This is a genomic window from Streptomyces sp. NPDC046876 (genome assembly GCF_040645035.1).
Lineage (GTDB): Bacteria > Actinomycetota > Actinomycetes > Streptomycetales > Streptomycetaceae > Streptomyces.
Genome location: NZ_JBEYXK010000021.1, coordinates 46608 through 63987, shown reverse-complemented (window position 1 = coordinate 63987; position 17380 = coordinate 46608). Strand labels below are relative to the sequence as shown.

Genomic DNA, 17380 nt, shown 5'->3' with positions numbered 1-17380 from the left:
ACCCCGCGCCTCGATCGCCGGCGGGGCTGAATTGGCCGGCTACTGCCTCAGGCGTCGGGAGGGTGGGTGTTGGCCGGCCCCGTCTCGGGGTTTGGTACCGGGGTTCCGCCCCAGACCCCGCGCCTCGATCGCCGGCGGGGCTGAATTGGCCGGCTACTGCCTCAGGCGTCGGGAGGGTGGGTGTTGGCCGGCCCCGTCTCGGGGTTTGGCACCGGGGTTCCGCCCCAGACCCCGCGCCTCGATCGCCGGCGGGGCTGAGCTGGCGGTGCCGCCGCTTCAAGCGTCGGGGGGCGATTCGCCGGACCCCGTCTCAGGTCTTGGCGGAGCCGGCCGGGCTTTCGGGGGACCCCGCGCCTCGATCGCCGGCGAGGCTGAATTGGCCGGGCCACGCCCCAAGCGTCGGGGGCCCGGCCCGTCTCGGCTTGCCGGGGCTCTGCCCCAGGCGCCGTGCCTCAATCACCGGCGGGGATTGGTCTGTGGGTCTGCCGCCTTGGGGGCACCGGGCTTGGGCCTTGATTTGGGAGCTGGGGGTGATTTCAGCCTCGCCGGCGTTTGAGGCGCGGGTCCGGGCGGAGCCCGGTGCCCGGCGGGGCCGGGTTCTGCCCGTACGGATCCCCTTTCGGAGCCAGGGCGGCGGGAACCGGCCACCGCCGTTCGGGCGGGTGTCACGGAGCGGGCTCGGTCCCGTACAGTCCGTGAGGGGATGGCTCCGCCGGGGCCCGTCGCGGTCGAACAGGAGATGCGCGTGGCCACCGAAGCCGGTACCGAACCGCTCCCGCAGGCCCCGTCCGGCGGCGGACGCCCGGTGCCCGAACTGGAGCCGGAGCTCGTGGCACGCCGGCGGGCAGAGGGGGACGGGCTCGTCGAGCTGCTCGCGCTGGCCCGGGAACGGCTCGGCGGTGTCGCCGCGTTGTCCCTCGACCCCGAGGCGGGGGCGGCGCCGACCGTGCTGGTCACCGACCCCGCCGCGGTCCGGCACGTGCTCGCCCTCCGGCCCGACCGGTACGTCAAGCGCTCCCACCGCGCCCGCCTGCTGATCGGCGACGGGGTCCTCGCCGCCACCGGCGAAGCCTGGAAGCGCCAGCGCCGGCTGCTGCAGTCCCAGTTCACCGGCACCGGCATGCGCCGCTACGAGCAGCGCATCGCCCGGGCCGCCCGGGCCACCGCGCAGCGCTGGGCCGCGTACGCGCGCACCGGAGAGCGGTTCGACGTCGGCGCGGAGCTGCGCCGCTTCGCCCTGGACACCATCTGGCGCTCCCTGACCGGGCATCCCCTCGACGCCGCGACCGACCGCGAACTGGGTGCCGTCGCCGCCGTGACGGCCGCCCTGCCGACGCTGCCGGCCGGCGCGGTCGACGCCCGGGAGGCCGTCGCCGCCGACCTCGCCCGGATCGACGCCGTCGCCCGCGCGGCCATCGAGGCCGCCCGCCGCGGCCCCGCCGGCGCGGGGCCCGACGGGCCGGGCCTGCTGCACGTGCTGGTCGAGGCGGCCGCCGAGCGCCCCGAGTACACCGACCGCCTGATCCGCGACGAGCTGGTCACCCTGCTCGTCGCCGGGCACGAGACCACCGCCACCACCCTGACCTGGCTGTACCTGCTGCTCGACCGGCATCCCGAGGCCCGCGAAGGGGCCCTCGCGGCCGGCCCCGAGGGTTCCGCCGAGCGCCGGCAGGCCGTCCAGGCCCTGGTCCACGAGACGCTGCGGCTCTACCCTTCCGCCTGGCTCCTGCCCCGCCATGCAGCCGAGGACGACGTCCTCGCCGGCCACGCCGTCGCGGCGGGCACGGACGTCCTGGTCTGCCCGTACCTCACCCACCGCGACCCGGACCTGTGGCCGCAGCCCGGGCGCTTCGACCCGCGGCGCTTCACCGCCCCGCAGGGCCGGCCCGCCGAGCAGGGCGCCTACCTGCCCTTCGGAATGGGCCCGCGGGCCTGCCTCGGCCTGCAGTTCGCCCTGCGCGAGTCCACCCTGCTCCTCGAACGGCTGCTGCCCGCGCACACGGTTGCCTTCCACTCCGTCCCCGAGCGGACCGCGTACGGCATCACCGTCCGGCCCGACGGGCCCGCCCCCGCCTCCCTCGCTCCCTGAGCCAGCCGGTAGCGGCGACCGGCCACCGCCGTGCTCTGGTGTGAAGCAGTGAATCGGTGCTTCAATTCTTTCATGCCCTACCGTCGCCCCCCTGCCGTGCAGGCCCGCCTCGACGCCCGCCGCGACCGGGTCCTGGAAGCCGCCGTCCGCCTGCTCTCCCGGGAGGGGTACACCGGCTGCTCCGTCGCCGCGATCGCCGCCGAGGCCGGCATCTCCACCGGCAGCGTCTACCAGTCCTTCTCCGGCAAGTCCGAACTGGCCGCCGCCCTCTTCCGCACCCTCGTGGCCCGCGAACTGGAGGCGGTCGCCGCCGCGGCCGAGCGCCCGGGGACCGCTGCGCAACGCGTCGCCGCGGCCGTGGAGACCTTCGCCTCCCGCGCCCTCCAGGCGCCCCGGCGGGCCTTCGCCCTCCTGGCGGAGCCCGCGGACCCGGCCGTGGACACCGAACGCCTCGTCTTCCGCCGCGCCTTCCGCGACGTGTACGCCCAGCGGATCACCGAGGGCGTGGCCACCGGCGAACTGCCCCCGCAGACACCCGAGCTGACCGCCGCCGCACTCGTCGGGGCCATCGCCGAGGCGCTCGTCGGACCGCTCGCCGACGGCGACGCCGCCCCCGGCGACGTCATCCCGGGCCTGATCACCTTCACCCTGCGTGCCCTTGGAGGACACGATGCCGCAGACGCATGAGGTCACCAACCAGGTACCGCCGCACCACGGCTACGACGCGGCGGCCGACCCGGCCCTGCTGGAGGCGCTCGCCCGGGAGGGCGCCGACTGGGCCGCACCCGAGCTCCACCGCCTCGGCGTCCTTGCCGGCTCCGAACAGGCCGCGGAATGGGGGCGCCTGGCCAACGAGAACCCGCCCGTGCTGCGCACCCACGACCGCTACGGCCACCGCATCGACGAGGTCGAGTTCCACCCGCACTGGCACGAGCTGATGTGCACCGCCGTCACCCATGGCCTGCACGCCGCCCCCTGGGCGCAGGACCAGGACACCCCGGGCGCGCACGTGGCCCGCGCCGCGAAGTTCCTCGTGTGGAGCCAGGTCGAGGCGGGCCACACCTGCCCCGTCTCCATGACGTACGCCGCCGTGCCGGCGCTGCGGGCCGCGCCCGACCTCGCCGCCTGGCTGGAACCCCTGCTGGCCTCCCGTACGTACGACTTCGGGCTGCGCCGGCCCGACGCCAAGCGCGGGCTCATCGCCGGCATGTCGATGACCGAGAAGCAGGGCGGCTCGGACGTCCGCGCCAACACCACGACCGCCGTCCCGGCCGGCGACGGCACCTACCGGCTGACCGGGCACAAGTGGTTCACCTCGGCCCCGATGTCCGACGTCTTCCTGACCCTGGCGCAGGCCCCGGGCGGGCTGTCCTGCTTCCTGCTGCCGCGGGTGCTGCCCGACGGCAGCCGCAACCGCCTGCTCCTGCAGCGGCTCAAGGACAAGCTGGGCAACAAGTCCAACGCCTCCGCCGAGATCGAGTACGACGAGGCCTTCGGCTGGCTGGTCGGCGAGGAGGGGCGCGGCGTCGCCACCATCATCGAGATGGTCAACATGACCCGCCTGGACTGTGTCCTCGGCGGAGCCTCGGGCATGCGCCTGGGGCTGATCCGGGCCGTCCACCACGCCACCCACCGGCGCGCGTTCGGCAAGGCCCTGATCGACCAGCCCCTGATGCGCAACGTCCTGGCCGACCTGGCCCTGGAATCCGAGGCCGCCACGGCCGTCGCGCTGCGCCTGGCGGGAGCCACGGACCGGGTCGCCCGCGGCGACGGCGACGAGGCGCTGCTGCGCCGGCTCGGGCTCGCCGTGACCAAGTACTGGATCTGCAAGCGCGCCCCCGGCCACGCCGCCGAGGCCCTCGAATGCCTGGGCGGCAACGGCTACATCGAGGACTCGGGCATGCCCCGCCTCTACCGGGAGGCCCCGCTGTCCTCCATCTGGGAGGGCTCCGGGAACGTGGCCGCCCTGGACTCGCTGCGGGCCATGGCCCGGCAGCCGGAGACCGTCGAGGCCTTCTTCGCCGAGGCGGGCCGCGCCGCGGGCGCCGACCGGCACCTGGACGCCGCGGTGGCCGGACTGCACAAGCAGCTCGCCGACCCCGCCGAGGCCGAGTACCGGGCCCGGCAGCTCACCGAGACCATGGCGCTCGTCCTGCAGGCCGCGCTGCTCCAGCAGCACGCCCCGGCGGCGGTCGCCGACGCCTTCTGCGCCTCCCGGCTGGGCGGCGAGCACGGCGGCGCGTACGGGACCCTGCCGACCGGGGTGGACACCGAGGCGATCCTGGCCCGGGCCCGTACCACGGCTCTCTGACGAGACGTCAAAAAACCGCGGCCCGGCGGCGCTTGTACGCCGCCGGGCCGCCTCGGTCGGAGCAACCCCCGGGATCCGGCGGATCAGGGGTGCCAGACCTCCTTGATGGTCTTGATCTTGCCCTCGCCGTCGACCGTGATGTCGTAGATGTTCCCCGAGCAGCTGTACGGGGCCTTCACGGCGGCCTGGTTCGTCATGCAGTCGCCGGCGTGCATCCACAGCTCGCCCACCGGGACGGACTTGGTGGAGCCCGAGCCGGTGGCCAGCTCGGCCTTCACCTCCTCGGCGAAGAGGTAGTACTTCGCCTCGCCCTTGCCGTGGTAGATCCAGTCGTTGGGGGTGCAGGTCGGCTGCGCGTCCTTGGCGGACATCGAACCCTTCGACGGCGGCACCGCGGGCTCGACCATCTTGTGTCCGGCCGGCAGCTTCGGCGGCTGGCCGCAGTCGCTGCCGGGCTCGGCCGTGGAGCCGCCGGCGGGCTTGCCCGAAGGCTTGGCCGACGGCTGGGCGGAGGAGGCGGCGGACGGGCCGGCGGACGAGCCGCCCGAGCCGCCCGCCGAGGCCTCCTCGGGCCCACAGGCCGCGAGGGTGCCCAGCGCCGCAACTAGAGCAAAGGTGTGGATAGTACGTCGAATTGACTGCATGTCAAATCCCCCGATGGCTTAAAAATGTCGTGATCATGTCCGATCGGGATGTGTTCTACACCAGGACGTTGTTGAAGATCCAATCGCCGCGGCGCCGGCGGGAGGGGGCCTCAGGAGGCGAGGTGGAAGCCGGCTCCGATGCCGCCGGCGGCGTCCAGCTCGTCGATGATGCTCAGGATCGGCGAGCTGTGCTGGGCGCCCCAGGCGTTGCCGACCAGCGTCTGTCCGTCGACCACGGGCGAGCCGGAGTCGCCGCCGTCGGTCCAGATCAGGTGGGTGAACCACATGCCGTTGGTGCCCAGCTTGATTCCGCAGGTGAGGCCGGTCCGGTGGCCCTGCTTGCACATCCGGGTGCCGTTGGCCGGCGGGGCGCCGATCGAGGTGATGGTCGTCGAGCCGACCGTGGCGGTGGGGGCGACGCGGGTCTCGTCCAGCGCGATCACCGCGTAGTCCAGGCCCTTGGGGCCGGTGCCCAGCAGGTTGTTCGGGGTGCCGACGTACGCGACGGTGCCGATGGGCCCCGTCGCCAGGTCGGGCCGACTGGCGGTGATCGGCGCCGGGGCGAAGGCCGTCCCGGCGGGCGAGGTGTCCCGGTAGACCTCGGCGCCGACCAGCTTGTTGCCCTGCTCGTCCACGAAGCAGTGGGCGTTGGTCAGGGCCACCAGCCTCCCGTCCCGGTCGCGGCCGACGGCGGTGAGCGTGCAGATGTAGAAGCTCGTGGGCGCCTCGGGGGAGGGGCTCAGCCGGAAGACGATCCCGGTGCCGCCCCCGACGGGCGTGAGCGGCTCGGCGGCGGCCGGGGCCGCGGGGGCAGAAGTGCCGGACGGGGCCGCACTGGCGGCCGGTGCGGCGGTGAACGTCAGCCCGGCCAGGAGCGCGGCGGTGCCGAGGGCGCGGAAGGTGCTGCCGAGGGTACGTAACATGCGGTCACTTCCCGTGGTGGAGAACGCGGAGAACGCGGAGAACGCGGAGAACGGGGCGGCCCGCAGCGTCGGGGCGCGGCCGGTCGCCGGTCGGTCGGCGATCACGCCATGGGAACACAGCCGCGCATCCGATACGGAACGAACCCGTACGGGCCGGACGAACATGGCCGGACTTCGCCTGCCGCGGTCGCGTGATCCGGCGGCCGAAACCCTGCAACCGGTACTCCGCCGTCCGCGTCTGTGCCGTCGACGGCAGGAAGCCGCGGCGGCGACAGGGGGCGGACATGAGAAGCACGCGCAGCAACGCGATGCTGGCCACGGCGGTGGCGGTGGTGGCGCTGGGCCTCTCGGCGTGTTCCCCGACCGAGGACCCGGGCCCGGGGTCGTCGGCGCACCCCACGGCCGGATCCGGATCCGCGCACCCCGCCCCGTCCGGCTCGGCCGCCCCGGGCGCCCCGTCCGGAGCGCCGCACCCGAGCGGCGGCCCCTCGGGCGGCCCGGCGCCGTCCGGGCACGCCGCCCCGGGCTCCGTGTCCCGTACGGGGGCCCCGTGGAACCTGGACCGGATCGACCAGCGCAGCCGGCCCCTCGACGGCAAGTACGCCGCGGCCGCCGACGGCAGCGGGGTGCACGTCTACGTGCTCGACACCGGCATGGAGGTCAAGCACGCGGAGTTCGGCGGCCGCGCCTCCCTCGGCGCCGACTTCGTCGGGGACCCGGACGCAGGCGACTGCTTCGACGGCGGCGGGCTGGGCCACGGCACCTTCGTCGCCGGCATCATCGGCGGCCGCACCACCGGCGTCGCCCCGAAGGCCGAACTCGTCCGGGTCCAGGCCATCGCCTGCGAGGAGGGCGGCGGTTCGGCGCACGCCAAGGACACCCCGGCGGCCGGCGACGCGTCCGTCATCCAGGCCGTGGAGTGGGTGACCGCGCACGCCCGCCGCCCCGCCGTGGTCAACATGTCCCTCAACCTCAAGACCCGTTCCGCCGCCCTCGACACCGCCGTCCAGCACATGGTCGAGTCGGGCATCACCACCGTCGTCGCCGCGGGCAACTTCGGTGACGACGCCTGCGGGCACTCGCCGGCCGGCGCGCACGGGGCGATCGTGGTCGCCGCGGCCACCGAAGACGACCGGCACTGGAGCGACACCGAAACCTTCGGCTCCGGACACGGGTCCTGCGTGGACCTCTACGCACCCGCCGGGAAGATCACCTCCGTACTCGCGGGCGGGGGTACCACCGAGAGCGACGGCACCGCCACCTCATGGGCCGCGCCGCACGTCACCGGAGCGGCGGCCCTTTACCTCTCGGCGCACCCGACCGCCACCCCCGCCCAGGTCCGCGCCTGGCTCACCGGCCAGGCCTCGCGCGACGTCCTGACGGGGGTCCCGGCAAAGACCCCGAACCGGCTGCTAAACGTCGGCGGCCTCTGACCTGCCGGGGGCTCAGCCGGCGGCGCCGAACCACTCGCGCAGTCGGCCGAGCAGCTCCTGCTGGTCCTCGCCGACCCACGCCACGTGGCCGTCCGGCCGCAGGAGCACGGCGGGCACGCCGAGTTCCTGCAGTTCCCCGCCGGCGTCGACGACGTGGTCGACCCGGTCGGCCCAGCCCTCCACCGACAGCCGGCCGGCCCGGTCGAGCAGCAGTCCGCGCCCGCCGTGCATCAGCCCGTACAGGCGGCCCTGCTCCAACTGCACGTCCCGCAGCCGCCGGCCGAGCAGGTCGTGGCCCTCGCCGAGGTCGTAGCGGACGTCGACCGCCGTGATCATCCCGGTGACGTACCGGTTCACCTCCTCGAAGTCCATCAACCTCGAAAGCAGTTCCCGCAGCGCCGCCGCCCCGGCGTCGGTCCCCAGCAGCGTGATCTGCGCGCGGGTGTTCTCCAGGACGCGGGCGCCCACCGGATGGCGTTCGGCGTGGTAGCTGTCGAGCAGCCCTTCCGGCGCCCAGCCGGCCACCGCGGCGGCCAGCTTCCAGCCGAGGTTGAACGCGTCCTGCACCCCGAGGTTGAGGCCCTGGCCGCCGGTCGGCGGGTGGACGTGCGCCGCGTCGCCGGCCAGCAGCACCCGGCCGACGCGGTAGCGCTCGGCCTGCCGGGTGGCGTTCCCGAACCGGGAGAGCCAGCGCGGCGAGTGCACGCCGAAGTCGGTGCCGCCCACCTCCCGCAGCTGCTGCCGGAACTCCTCGAGGGTCGGCGCGACCGTACGGTCCTCGGCCACCCCCGCGGCGGGCACGACGATCCGGTGGAGCCCGTCCCCGAGGGGGATGACGCCGAACCGCAGCTGGGTCCTGCGGACCTCCTCGACGACGGCGGCGATCCGCTGCGGATCCGCGGTCAGCTCCATGTCGCCCAGCAGCGTCTCCACCGTGGACGGCTCGCCGGGGAAGCCGACGCCGAGCCGGCTGCGCACCGTGCTGCGGGCGCCGTCGCAGCCGACGAGGTAGCGCGAGCGCAGCCGCGTGCCGTCCGCCAGCTCGACGTCCACGCCGTCCTCGTCCTGGCTCAGCCCGACCACCTCGCAGCCGCGCCGGACCTCGGCGCCGAGTTCCCGGGCGCGCTCGTCGAGCAGCCGCTCGGTGGCCGGCTGCGGGACGGACAGGCCGTACGGGTGCGCCGTGTCCAGCCGCTCCGGCCACGGCTTGACGATGCCGCCGAAGAAGCCGCCCACCTCGAACTTCTCGCCCGCCGCGAGGAACCGGTCCAGCAGGCCGCGCTGGTCCATGATCTCCACGCTGCGGGTGTGCAGGCCGCGCCCGCGGGACTGCCCGGTCTGCTCGGCCAGCCGCTCCAGCACGACCACGTGCACCCCGTGCAGCCGCAGCTCCGCGGCGAGCATCAGACCGGTCGGCCCGCCGCCGACCACGATCACGTCCACCCTCACAAGGCCCCCTCGACGATCGGATTCGGGCCGGCCGCGATCTGCGCATGCCCATGCGCATACCCATACGCATGCACATGGAGCGAATCGCCGATTTCCGCAGTTTCCGGCTTCGGCTGGCGATTCTGCGGCACCACCCGGGTCTTGCCGCAAGGCCCCCCGTGCGCTATATGTTGAAAAGGGCAAGGAGTAGACCACTCCTCGCCTTTTTCCTTTTGTCGCCTTTTTCGGAAAGGCGAGCTATGTCCGGGAAAGTCGCTTCGGCGCGGCGCGACCCCACCGGCCCCGCCTGCCTCTACTGTCTCCGCATGGCTGAGATGTTCGATCACAACCCGCAGGTATGGACCGCCGGCCGGCTGCGCGAGGTGCTGGCCGCGCTGCCCGAGGAGACCCCGATCCACATCGGCGTCGCCGACGGACCCGGGGACTTCGAGAGCTACGGCGAGTACGTGCTCGTGGACGCCGAGCCGGTGGAGCTCGACGTGGAGGGCGAGGGGGACTGCGGCGCGGGCGGGCCCCAGGTTCAGTTCACGCTCTTCGCCGACGTCGCGGCCGGCGCCTACCACCTCGACCTGGACTGACGACCGAAGACCGACCGGAGCGGGCCCCCGCAGCCCGGGGGCCCGCCGTCCCGCGCCGTCCCCGCCGTCGCGGCGTAGCCTGGTCTGAACGCCGGATCCGCCCCGTGAGCCAGGGAGGCGGCGCATGACCGACCCGTACGGCTTCCTCCGCACCCCGCGAAGCCCCGTTCCGGCCCGCCCCGCCGACCAGCGGCTCGGCGACTGGCGCGAGGTCCACGCCGGGCAGGCGCTGCTGCCGCTGGTGTCCGCCCAGGCCAACCGGTGCATGGACTGCGGCCTCCCCTTCTGCCACGGCGGCTGCCCGCTCGGCAACCTCATACCCGAGTGGAACGCGTACGCCGCCCACGGCCACTGGCAGGCGGCCTCGGACCGGCTCCACGCGACCAACAACTTCCCCGAGTTCACCGGCCGGCTCTGCCCCGCCCCCTGCGAGGACGCCTGCGTGCTGGCGATCAACGCAGACCCGGTCACCATCAAGAACGTCGAGCAGACCATCGCCGACCAGGCCTGGGAGCACGGCTGGACCCCGCCGCTGCCGCCCGCCCGGCACAGCGGCAAGACCGTCGCCGTCATCGGCTCGGGCCCCGCGGGCCTCGCCACCGCCCAGCAGCTGACCCGGGCCGGACACACCGTCGTCGTCTACGAACGCGACGACCGCATCGGCGGACTCCTGCGCTACGGCATCCCCGCGTTCAAGATGGAGAAGACGCACCTCGACCGCCGCATAGCCCAGATGCGGGCCGAGGGCACCGTCTTCCGCACGGACTGCGACGTCGGCGGGCGCCTCGACGCGGCCGGTCTGCGCAGCCGCCATGACGCGGTCGTGGTCGCCGTCGGGGCCACCGAACCCCGCGAACTGCCCGTACCCGGCCGCGAACTCCTCGGGATCCACCAGGCCATGGAGTACCTGACCTGCTCGAACCGGGTCGGTGAGGGCGACAGCGCGGCCCCGGGGATCACGGCGGCCGGACGGCACGTGGTGGTCGTCGGCGGCGGGGACACCGGCTCCGACTGCGTGGGCACCGCCCTGCGGCAGGGCGCGCTGTCGGTGGTCCAGCTCGACATCAACCCCGAGCCGGGCACCGGGCGGCGCGACACCGAGCCCTGGCCGGTGTACCCGAAGGTGTACCGGATCTCCCACGCGCACGAGGAGGCGCGGGGCCGCGACGGCGCCGACCCGCGGGTCTTCTCGAGCGCGACGGTGCACTTCGAGGGGGATGCGGCGGGCCGCGTACGGGCCCTGCACCTGACCGCGGTGGAGCCGGCCGCCCGCAGGCCCCTGCCCGGGACCGACCGCGTACTGGAGGCCGGGCTGGTGCTCCTGGCGCTTGGCTTCTCCGGCCCTGCGCGGGCCTCGCACCTCGACGAGCAGCTCGGACTCGCCCGCACCGCCCGCGGAGGCTTCGCCCGCACCCCGGACTTCGCCGCCCTGGGCCCCTCCGCACCGGGCCCGCCCGCCCCCGCGCCCGCAGCGGAGCCCGCACCCGCACCCGCCCCCGACGGGGTGTTCGTCGCAGGCGACGCCGGCCGCGGCCAGTCCCTCGTGGTGTGGGCCCTCGCGGAGGGCCGGGCCGCGGCCGCCGCCGTCGACCGCTACCTGACGGGGACGACCGAGCTGCCGGCCCCGGTCCGGGCGGACGACCGGCCCCTGACGGCCTGACCGCCTGACCGCCTGACCCCGGACGGGGGGAGCCGCTGCAGGCCCGCTCCCGGGGACGGCACAATCGTGAGGTGACTGCTGAAGATCGTTTCCTGTGGCTGGAAGACGTGACGGGCGAGGCCGCACTGGCCTGGGTGGGCGAGCGCAACGCCGAGACCGCCGCCGCGCTGACCGGCGACCCCCGCTTCGAGGCGCTGCGCGGCGAGCTGCGCGAAGTCCTCGACGACGCCGACCGGATCCCCTACACCGTGCGCCGCGGCGCGTACCTCTACAACTTCTGGCGGGACGCGGACCGGCCCAAGGGCCTGTGGCGGCGCACCACGCCCGAGCAGTACCGCAAGGACGAGCCCGCCTGGGAGGTCCTCCTCGACGTCGACGCCCTCGCGGCGGCCGAGGGCGAGGAGTGGGTGTGGGCCGGCGCCACCGTGCGCTACCCGGACTACCGGCGCGCCCTGGTCATGCTGTCCCGGGACGGTTCGGACGCCGTCGTGGTCCGCGAGTTCGACGTCGACGCCCACGCCTTCGTCGAGGACGGCTTCACGGTGCCGGAGGCGAAGACCCGGATCGCCTGGCTCGACGAGGACACCGTGTTCGTCGGCACCGACTCCGGCCCCGGCTCGCTCACCGCCTCCGGCTACCCGCGCACGGTCCTGCGCTGGCGCCGCGGCACCGGCCTCGCGGACGCCGAACCCGTCTTCGAGGCCGAACACGGCGACGTGTCGGCCGTCGGCTGGCACGACGCCACGCCCGGCCACGAGCGGTCCTTCGTCGCCCGCAGCACCGACTTCTTCCACGACGAGCTCCACCTGCTGGCCGACGGCGACCGGCTGGTCAAGATCGACGTGCCGGACGACGCCGGCAAGTACGCGTACCGCCAGTGGCTGGTCGTCACCCCCAAGAGCCCGTGGCTCGGCCACCCCGCCGGCTCGCTCCTCGCCTTCGACTTCGAGGCCTTCCTCGCCGGAGACCGCACGGCGCACGCCCTGTTCACCCCCGACGGGCGCACCGCCCTCGCCGGGCACGGCTGGACCCGCCACCACCTGATCGTGGAGTCCCTCGCCGACGTCGCCACCCGGATCGAGGTCCTCACGCCCGGCCCGGACGGCTGGAGCCGCCGCCCGCTGGCCGACGTCCCGCCGCTGTCCTCGGCGTGCATCACCGACACCGACCCGGACACCAGCGACGAGTACTTCCTCGACGTGTCCGGCTTCCTCCAGCCCTCCACCCTCAGCCTCGGCCACATCGGCGCCGACGCGGAGGTCCTCAAGCAGGCTCCGACCCGCTTCGACGCCGCGGGCCTGGCCGTACGGCAGCACTTCGCCCGGTCCGCGGACGGCACCGCCGTCCCCTACTTCGTCGTCGGGCCCGCCGACCGGGACCGCCCGGGGCCCGCCCTGCTCTACGGCTACGGCGGCTTCCGCGACCAGGAGACCCCCGGCTACGACGCGCTCACCGGCCGCGCCTGGCTCGCCCGCGGCGGCACGTACGTCGTCGCGAACATCCGCGGCGGCGCCGAATACGGACCCGCCTGGCACCAGGCCGCCCTCGGCGCCAACCGGGTCCGGGCCTTCGAGGACTTCGCCGCCGTCGCCGCGGACCTCGTCGAACGGGGCATCACCACGCCCGACCGGCTCGGCATCACCGGGGCCAGCAACGGCGGCCTGCTCATGGGCGCCATGCTCGTGCGCCACCCCGAGCTCTTCGGGGCGGTCGTCGCCCGGGTCCCGCTCCTCGACATGCTCCGCTACCACCGCCTCCTCGCCGGCGCGTCGTGGATCGCGGAGTACGGCGACCCGGACAGCGAGGCCGACCGCCCCCACCTCCAGGCCCTCTCCCCGTACCACAACCTCGCCGCCGACCGGCCCTACCCGCCCGTGCTGCTGATGACCTCCACCCGCGACGACCGCGTCCACCCCGGCCACGCCCGCAAGGCCGCCGCCCGGCTGCGCGAGCTCGGCCACCGGGTGCTGTTCCACGAGAACACCGGCGGCGGCCACGGCGGGGCCTCCGACAACGAGCAGGCCGCCCACAACGAGGCCCTCGCCTACACCTTCCTCTGGCAGCAGCTCGCCGCCGAACCCTCCTGACCCCGTGGCAGGTCGGGAAAATGCTTTGCCGCGCATCGGGGCGGTCACCGACGATGAACCGCTGTGAGCACCACCCGACGCCTCTCCGACCTGCTGCCCGACCTCTCGCCGTGGCGTTCCAGCCGCGACTTCCGCACCCTCTTCTTCCAGGGCGCGGTGACGTTCTTCACCTCCTTCATGGCGATGATCGCGCTGCCGCTCCAGATCAAGGAGCTGACGGACTCGCCGCTCGCGGTCGGCGCGATGGGCGCGGTGGAACTCGTACCGCTCGTCGTCTTCGGCCTGTACGGCGGGGCGCTCGCCGACGCCTTCGACCGGCGGCGCCTGATCCTGCTGAGCGAGGCCGGACTCGGCGTGCTCGCGCTGCTCCTGCTGGTCAACGCGCTGCTCCCGGAGCCCCTGCTGTGGCCGCTGTACGTGGTCGCGGCCGGGGTCTCGGCGCTGTCGGGCCTGCAGCGCCCCGCCCTGGACTCGCTGATGGCGCGGATCGTGCCGCACGACCAGATGACCGCGGCCGCCGCGCTCAACGCACTGCGCTACCAGATCGGCGCGATCGCCGGACCGGCCCTCGCCGGACTCGTGGTCGCCTACGCCGGCTACGCCGCGGCCTACGCCCTCACCGTCACCGGGTTCGCCGTGTCCGTGGCGCTGTGCGCCCGGCTGTCCCCGGCGCCGCCCTCGCCCGGAGCGGAGCGGCCCTCGTTGCGCGGGATCGCGGAGGGCGCGCGCTACGCGTGGAGCCGACCGGTCCTGCTGGGGACGTACGCCGTGGACCTGGCGGCGATGTTCTTCGCCTTCCCGAACACGATCTTCCCCTTCCTCGCGGACGAGCTCGACGCCGTGTGGGCGCTGGGGCTGATGTACTCCGCGGGCGCGGTGGGCTCCCTGCTCCTCGGCGTCACCAGCGGCTGGACCTCCAAGGTGCGCCGCCACGGCCTGTTCGTGGTGTGCGGCGCGGCGGCCTGGGGCCTGGCCGTCGCGGGCGCGGGCTGGTTCACCAACATCTGGCTGGTGCTGGTGTGCCTGGCGGCCGCAGGCGCCGGCGACATGCTCAGCGGCCTGGGCCGGGCCACGATCTGGAACCAGACCATCCCCGAGGGGCTGCGCGGCCGGTTGGCCGGCATCGAGGTGCTCTCGTACAGCGTGGGCCCGCAGCTGGGCCAGGTCCGCGCCGGCACCATGGCCGGCTGGACCGGCACCCGCCCGGCGTTCTGGGGCGGCGGCCTGATGTGCCTGGCCGCGGTGGCCGCGCTGTCGGCGCTCCTGCCGTCGCTGGTGACGTACGACGCGGAGACCGACCGGGACGCCCTGCTCCGCCGCGAGGCACGCGAGGCACACGAGGCGGCAGGGGCATAGGAGACGTAGGAGGCGCAGGAGGCACGGGAGGCAGGCGCCGCGGCTGACAGCGCCCCGCCGGCTGCTCCGCCCCGCCCGACCCCCACCCCCTTGCACCGGCGCATGCCCGGTGCGAGGGGGCGCGTGCGGGAGCGGATGCGCCATTTCCGAAGAAGTTCGTGAGACGCGCGTGCACAAACGGGCGCCCTTTGCGATGGGCTGACCATGGGGAGCCCTTGGCGCTCTCCGGGTGCCGGAGCGGGGACAGGCACCCCGACCGTTGTCGCACCTCTCACCGGAAGGGTTCACGCCGACGTGAATGCCGCCCAGACAGTTGCCCTCGTGCTGATAGAGGCCACCGCCGCATGGCTGGTCCGCCCCGTCACCGTGAGGTACCCGCCGCACCCATCTGCGGCGACGAGCAACCCTGGGGGAGTGCATGAACGAGGGTGAGTTCGACCCATCCGGGGACCAGGCGGTCTCCAGTGAACTGGCCGGCGTCCTGCCGGTGGACTTCACGGCCTTCCATTCCCAGCACCACCGCGCCTACCTGCGCTACGCCCACCTCCAACTGGGCACCCGCAGGGACGCCGAGGACACCGTCGACGACGTGTTCACCTTCCTGCTGAAGGTCTGGCAGCACGCACTCAGACAGGAGAGCCTGCACGGTTTCGCCTGGGCCGTCCTGCGCGAGCACGTCGAGCGCCGCCTCGCCGTCCTCGGCCGCCCCGTGGCGATGGTCGAAACGGCCTGGTTCGCGGCCCTGCGCCGCGCGTCGCGCGAGCGGCTGGAACTGCTGGAGTCCAAGCTCGGTCTGTACGCGGCCATCGCCGAACTGACCGAACGGCACTACGACGTGGTGCTCCTGGCCTTCCTGCTGGGAAACGACTACGACACCGTCGCCCGGATGATGGGGATCTCCCCGGCCACGGTCCGCTCGCACATCCGCGGCGCCCGCCGGACCCTGTCCCGCAAGCTCGGCCTGGACTGGGCCCCCGGAGAGGAGAAGAGCCAGTGGGCGACATGATCCGAGACCGTGACGCCATGGGCTGTGAGCTGGACGCCGCCCTGGAGGACGCCCAGGTGCTGGCGGAGGAGTACGCCGGGTACGACGAGTACGCGGCCCGGCGCCGCATCGCCCGCCGCGTCGCGGCGGACCGCGCCCGCACCCTGCCCCGGCGGGGCGTGCCCGCGGCGCCGGAGCAGGCCGTACCGGCGCCGGCCCCGCCCGGACCGGCCGAGTCCGACCACCTCGTCCTGGACGCCGCCTGCCACGTACGGGCCGCACGGGCGCTGGACGGCCTGGCCGGGCACCTGGTGGACAGCCGGGCCTTCGCCGAGCTGGCCCTCGCCCCGAACTCCTGGCCGCACAGCCCGCGGTCGGCGCTGCTGTTCGGCTGCCTGCTGCACCTTGCGGGCCGGCCCGAGGGCGCGCAGTTCTGGTTCCAGTACGCGGCGGGCGCCGACTCCCAGTCCGCCGCGCACTGCCTGTACCTGTACCACTTGGCCCGCGCCGAGGTGGCCACGGCCCGGCACTGGAAGCTGCAGGCCGACGCCCTGGCACCGGACCCCGGACTGCCGGCCCTGCTGCCGCTGCCCGACAACCTCGAGGGGGCGCTGGCGGCCTCGGTCATCTGGACCTCGCCGCCCATCACCACGCAGGACCTCACGGCCCTGTCGGCTCCGGGGTGCCTGGGCGCGGACCGCTACCGGCTGGCCGCCCGGCTGCGGCGGGCCGTCACCGGCCTCGTACCGGAGGAGGACCCGGACCTCGGGGAGGTGTACGCCCCCGGCCCGCAGGTCGCGGTGGCCGTCGCCCGCCACGCGCAGCTCGACACCTCGCACCTGACGGACGAGGCGAACGCCTGGGCACTGGCCCCGCCGCGACCCGCACCGCTGCCGGCCGCCCCGCGCCGCACCCCGCCGGAGCGGCCGACGGCGGCCGCGCTGGAGTCCGCGCACCAGGCGCTGCGGGTCCTGGAGCTCGTGAACCGGTTCTCGGGCGGTGTCAGCCTGACCCAGATCGCCCGGCGCACGGGGCTGCCGCAGCTGGCGCTGGCGCGGGTGATGGAGCGGCTCGTACGGGCGAACCTCGCCACCCCGGTCGGCCCGGGCGCCTACGTCGCGGGCACGGCCTTGGCGCTGACCGGAGCCGTCGACGGGCCGGGCCGGCTGGCCCAGACCCTGGCCTGGGTCCGTGACGCGGTCGGAGCCGCCGTGTACGTCGCGCGCTACACCGACGGCGAGGTCTCCATCGCCGAGTACGCGGACTCGCCCACGGCGCCGCCCGTGGAGGAGTGGGTGGACTTCCGTGCGGCCGCGCACGCCTCCGCGGTGGGCAAGGCCCTGCTGACGCAGCTCGCGTACGACGGGCGCAAGGACCACCTGGCCCGGCACAGGCTCGCCCGGCTCACCCCGCACACGGTCACCAGTGAGCGGGAGCTGTTCCACCAGCTCGACGACCGGCTGCCGGACGAACCGCTGCTGGACCTGCAGGAGTACGCCCTCGGCACGGTGTGCGCGGCCGTCCCGATCACGGCCGGCCCGAACGCCGAATGCCTGGCCCTGTCGATGCCGGCCGACCCCGATCCGGGGCTGCTGCGCCGGGCGGCCCGGATCCTGCAGAGCGAGGCGGCGGCCGTGCTGCTCGCGCTCCTGGTCTCCGGGGGCGCCGACCGGCCCGAGAGGTGCGGTACGGGGGTGTAGCGCGGGCGGCCGAGGCCGGCCACGGCCGGGCGACCGCCCGGTCCGCGGCCGGCCTCGGCACGTGCGGCCCCTGCCGTGGGAGCCCCTGGCATGGGGGCCAATCGAAGGTAATGGGCCCCAACATCCGGTCATTTGATTGATTCGGCCTTGTATGTCCCCATATGG

Annotated in this window: 13 protein-coding genes; 10 read left to right on the top strand and 3 right to left on the bottom strand. The window is 74.5% G+C overall.

Annotated elements, in window-relative coordinates; translation table 11 throughout:
* The first annotated feature begins 745 nt into the window (after positions 1 to 745).
* The 3 genes from ABZ924_RS14905 (at position 746) to ABZ924_RS14895 (ending at position 4400) form a co-directional block, all read left to right on the top strand.
* Positions 746 to 2089, top strand: coding sequence for a cytochrome P450 (locus ABZ924_RS14905; protein ID WP_361908483.1), 1344 nt, complete (start codon positions 746 to 748; stop codon positions 2087 to 2089).
* A gap of 72 nt (positions 2090 to 2161) precedes the next feature.
* Positions 2162 to 2776 (top strand): TetR/AcrR family transcriptional regulator, encoded by a 615-nt coding sequence (locus ABZ924_RS14900; RefSeq protein WP_361908480.1) that lies wholly within the window; start codon positions 2162 to 2164, stop codon positions 2774 to 2776.
* The gene (locus ABZ924_RS14895) at positions 2760 to 4400 is read left to right on the top strand and encodes an isovaleryl-CoA dehydrogenase (protein WP_361908478.1); all 1641 of its coding nucleotides are present in this window, start codon (positions 2760 to 2762) and stop codon (positions 4398 to 4400) included. The genes ABZ924_RS14900 and ABZ924_RS14895 overlap by 17 nt, the downstream gene beginning before the upstream one ends.
* Before the next feature lie 83 nt (positions 4401 to 4483).
* Here ABZ924_RS14895 and ABZ924_RS14890 read toward each other — a convergent pair whose 3' ends face one another.
* Positions 4484 to 5044: a hypothetical protein gene (locus ABZ924_RS14890; RefSeq protein ID WP_361908475.1), complete on the bottom strand. Its 561-nt coding sequence runs from the start codon at positions 5042 to 5044 to the stop codon at positions 4484 to 4486.
* Positions 5045 to 5154: 110 nt separating this feature from the next.
* Entirely contained in the window at positions 5155 to 6072 is a 918-nt protein-coding gene (locus ABZ924_RS14885; protein ID WP_361908472.1) for a trypsin-like peptidase domain-containing protein, read from the bottom strand.
* A 179-nt stretch (positions 6073 to 6251) separates the two neighbouring features.
* Between ABZ924_RS14885 and ABZ924_RS14880 the strand changes: the two genes are divergently transcribed.
* The gene (locus ABZ924_RS14880; RefSeq protein ID WP_361908469.1) at positions 6252 to 7400 is read left to right on the top strand and encodes a S8 family serine peptidase; all 1149 of its coding nucleotides are present in this window, start codon (positions 6252 to 6254) and stop codon (positions 7398 to 7400) included.
* Positions 7401 to 7412: 12 nt separating this feature from the next.
* Here the strand turns inward: ABZ924_RS14880 and rox are convergent, their stop codons facing one another.
* Complete coding sequence (gene rox / locus ABZ924_RS14875) at positions 7413 to 8849, bottom strand: rifampin monooxygenase (RefSeq protein WP_361908467.1); 1437 nt, start codon at positions 8847 to 8849, stop codon at positions 7413 to 7415.
* A 305-nt stretch (positions 8850 to 9154) separates the two neighbouring features.
* Here rox and ABZ924_RS14870 point away from each other — a divergent pair, with 305 nt between their 5' ends.
* The 6 genes from ABZ924_RS14870 (at position 9155) to ABZ924_RS14845 (ending at position 17215) form a co-directional block, all read left to right on the top strand.
* Positions 9155 to 9427, top strand: coding sequence for a DUF6225 family protein (locus ABZ924_RS14870; RefSeq protein WP_361908464.1), 273 nt, complete (start codon positions 9155 to 9157; stop codon positions 9425 to 9427).
* A gap of 124 nt (positions 9428 to 9551) precedes the next feature.
* Complete coding sequence (locus ABZ924_RS14865; protein WP_361908461.1) at positions 9552 to 11087, top strand: glutamate synthase subunit beta; 1536 nt, start codon at positions 9552 to 9554, stop codon at positions 11085 to 11087.
* 71 nt (positions 11088 to 11158) lie between these two features.
* On the top strand, positions 11159 to 13174 hold the full coding sequence (locus tag ABZ924_RS14860) for a prolyl oligopeptidase family serine peptidase (RefSeq protein ID WP_361908459.1): 2016 nt from the start codon (positions 11159 to 11161) through the stop codon (positions 13172 to 13174).
* A 63-nt stretch (positions 13175 to 13237) separates the two neighbouring features.
* Entirely contained in the window at positions 13238 to 14530 is a 1293-nt protein-coding gene (locus ABZ924_RS14855; protein ID WP_361908456.1) for an MFS transporter, read from the top strand.
* 418 nt (positions 14531 to 14948) lie between these two features.
* On the top strand, positions 14949 to 15536 hold the full coding sequence (locus ABZ924_RS14850) for a sigma-70 family RNA polymerase sigma factor (RefSeq protein ID WP_361908454.1): 588 nt from the start codon (positions 14949 to 14951) through the stop codon (positions 15534 to 15536).
* 920 nt (positions 15537 to 16456) lie between these two features.
* Positions 16457 to 17215, top strand: coding sequence for an IclR family transcriptional regulator C-terminal domain-containing protein (locus ABZ924_RS14845; RefSeq protein ID WP_361908568.1), 759 nt, complete (start codon positions 16457 to 16459; stop codon positions 17213 to 17215).
* The last annotated feature ends 165 nt before the right edge of the window (positions 17216 to 17380 follow it).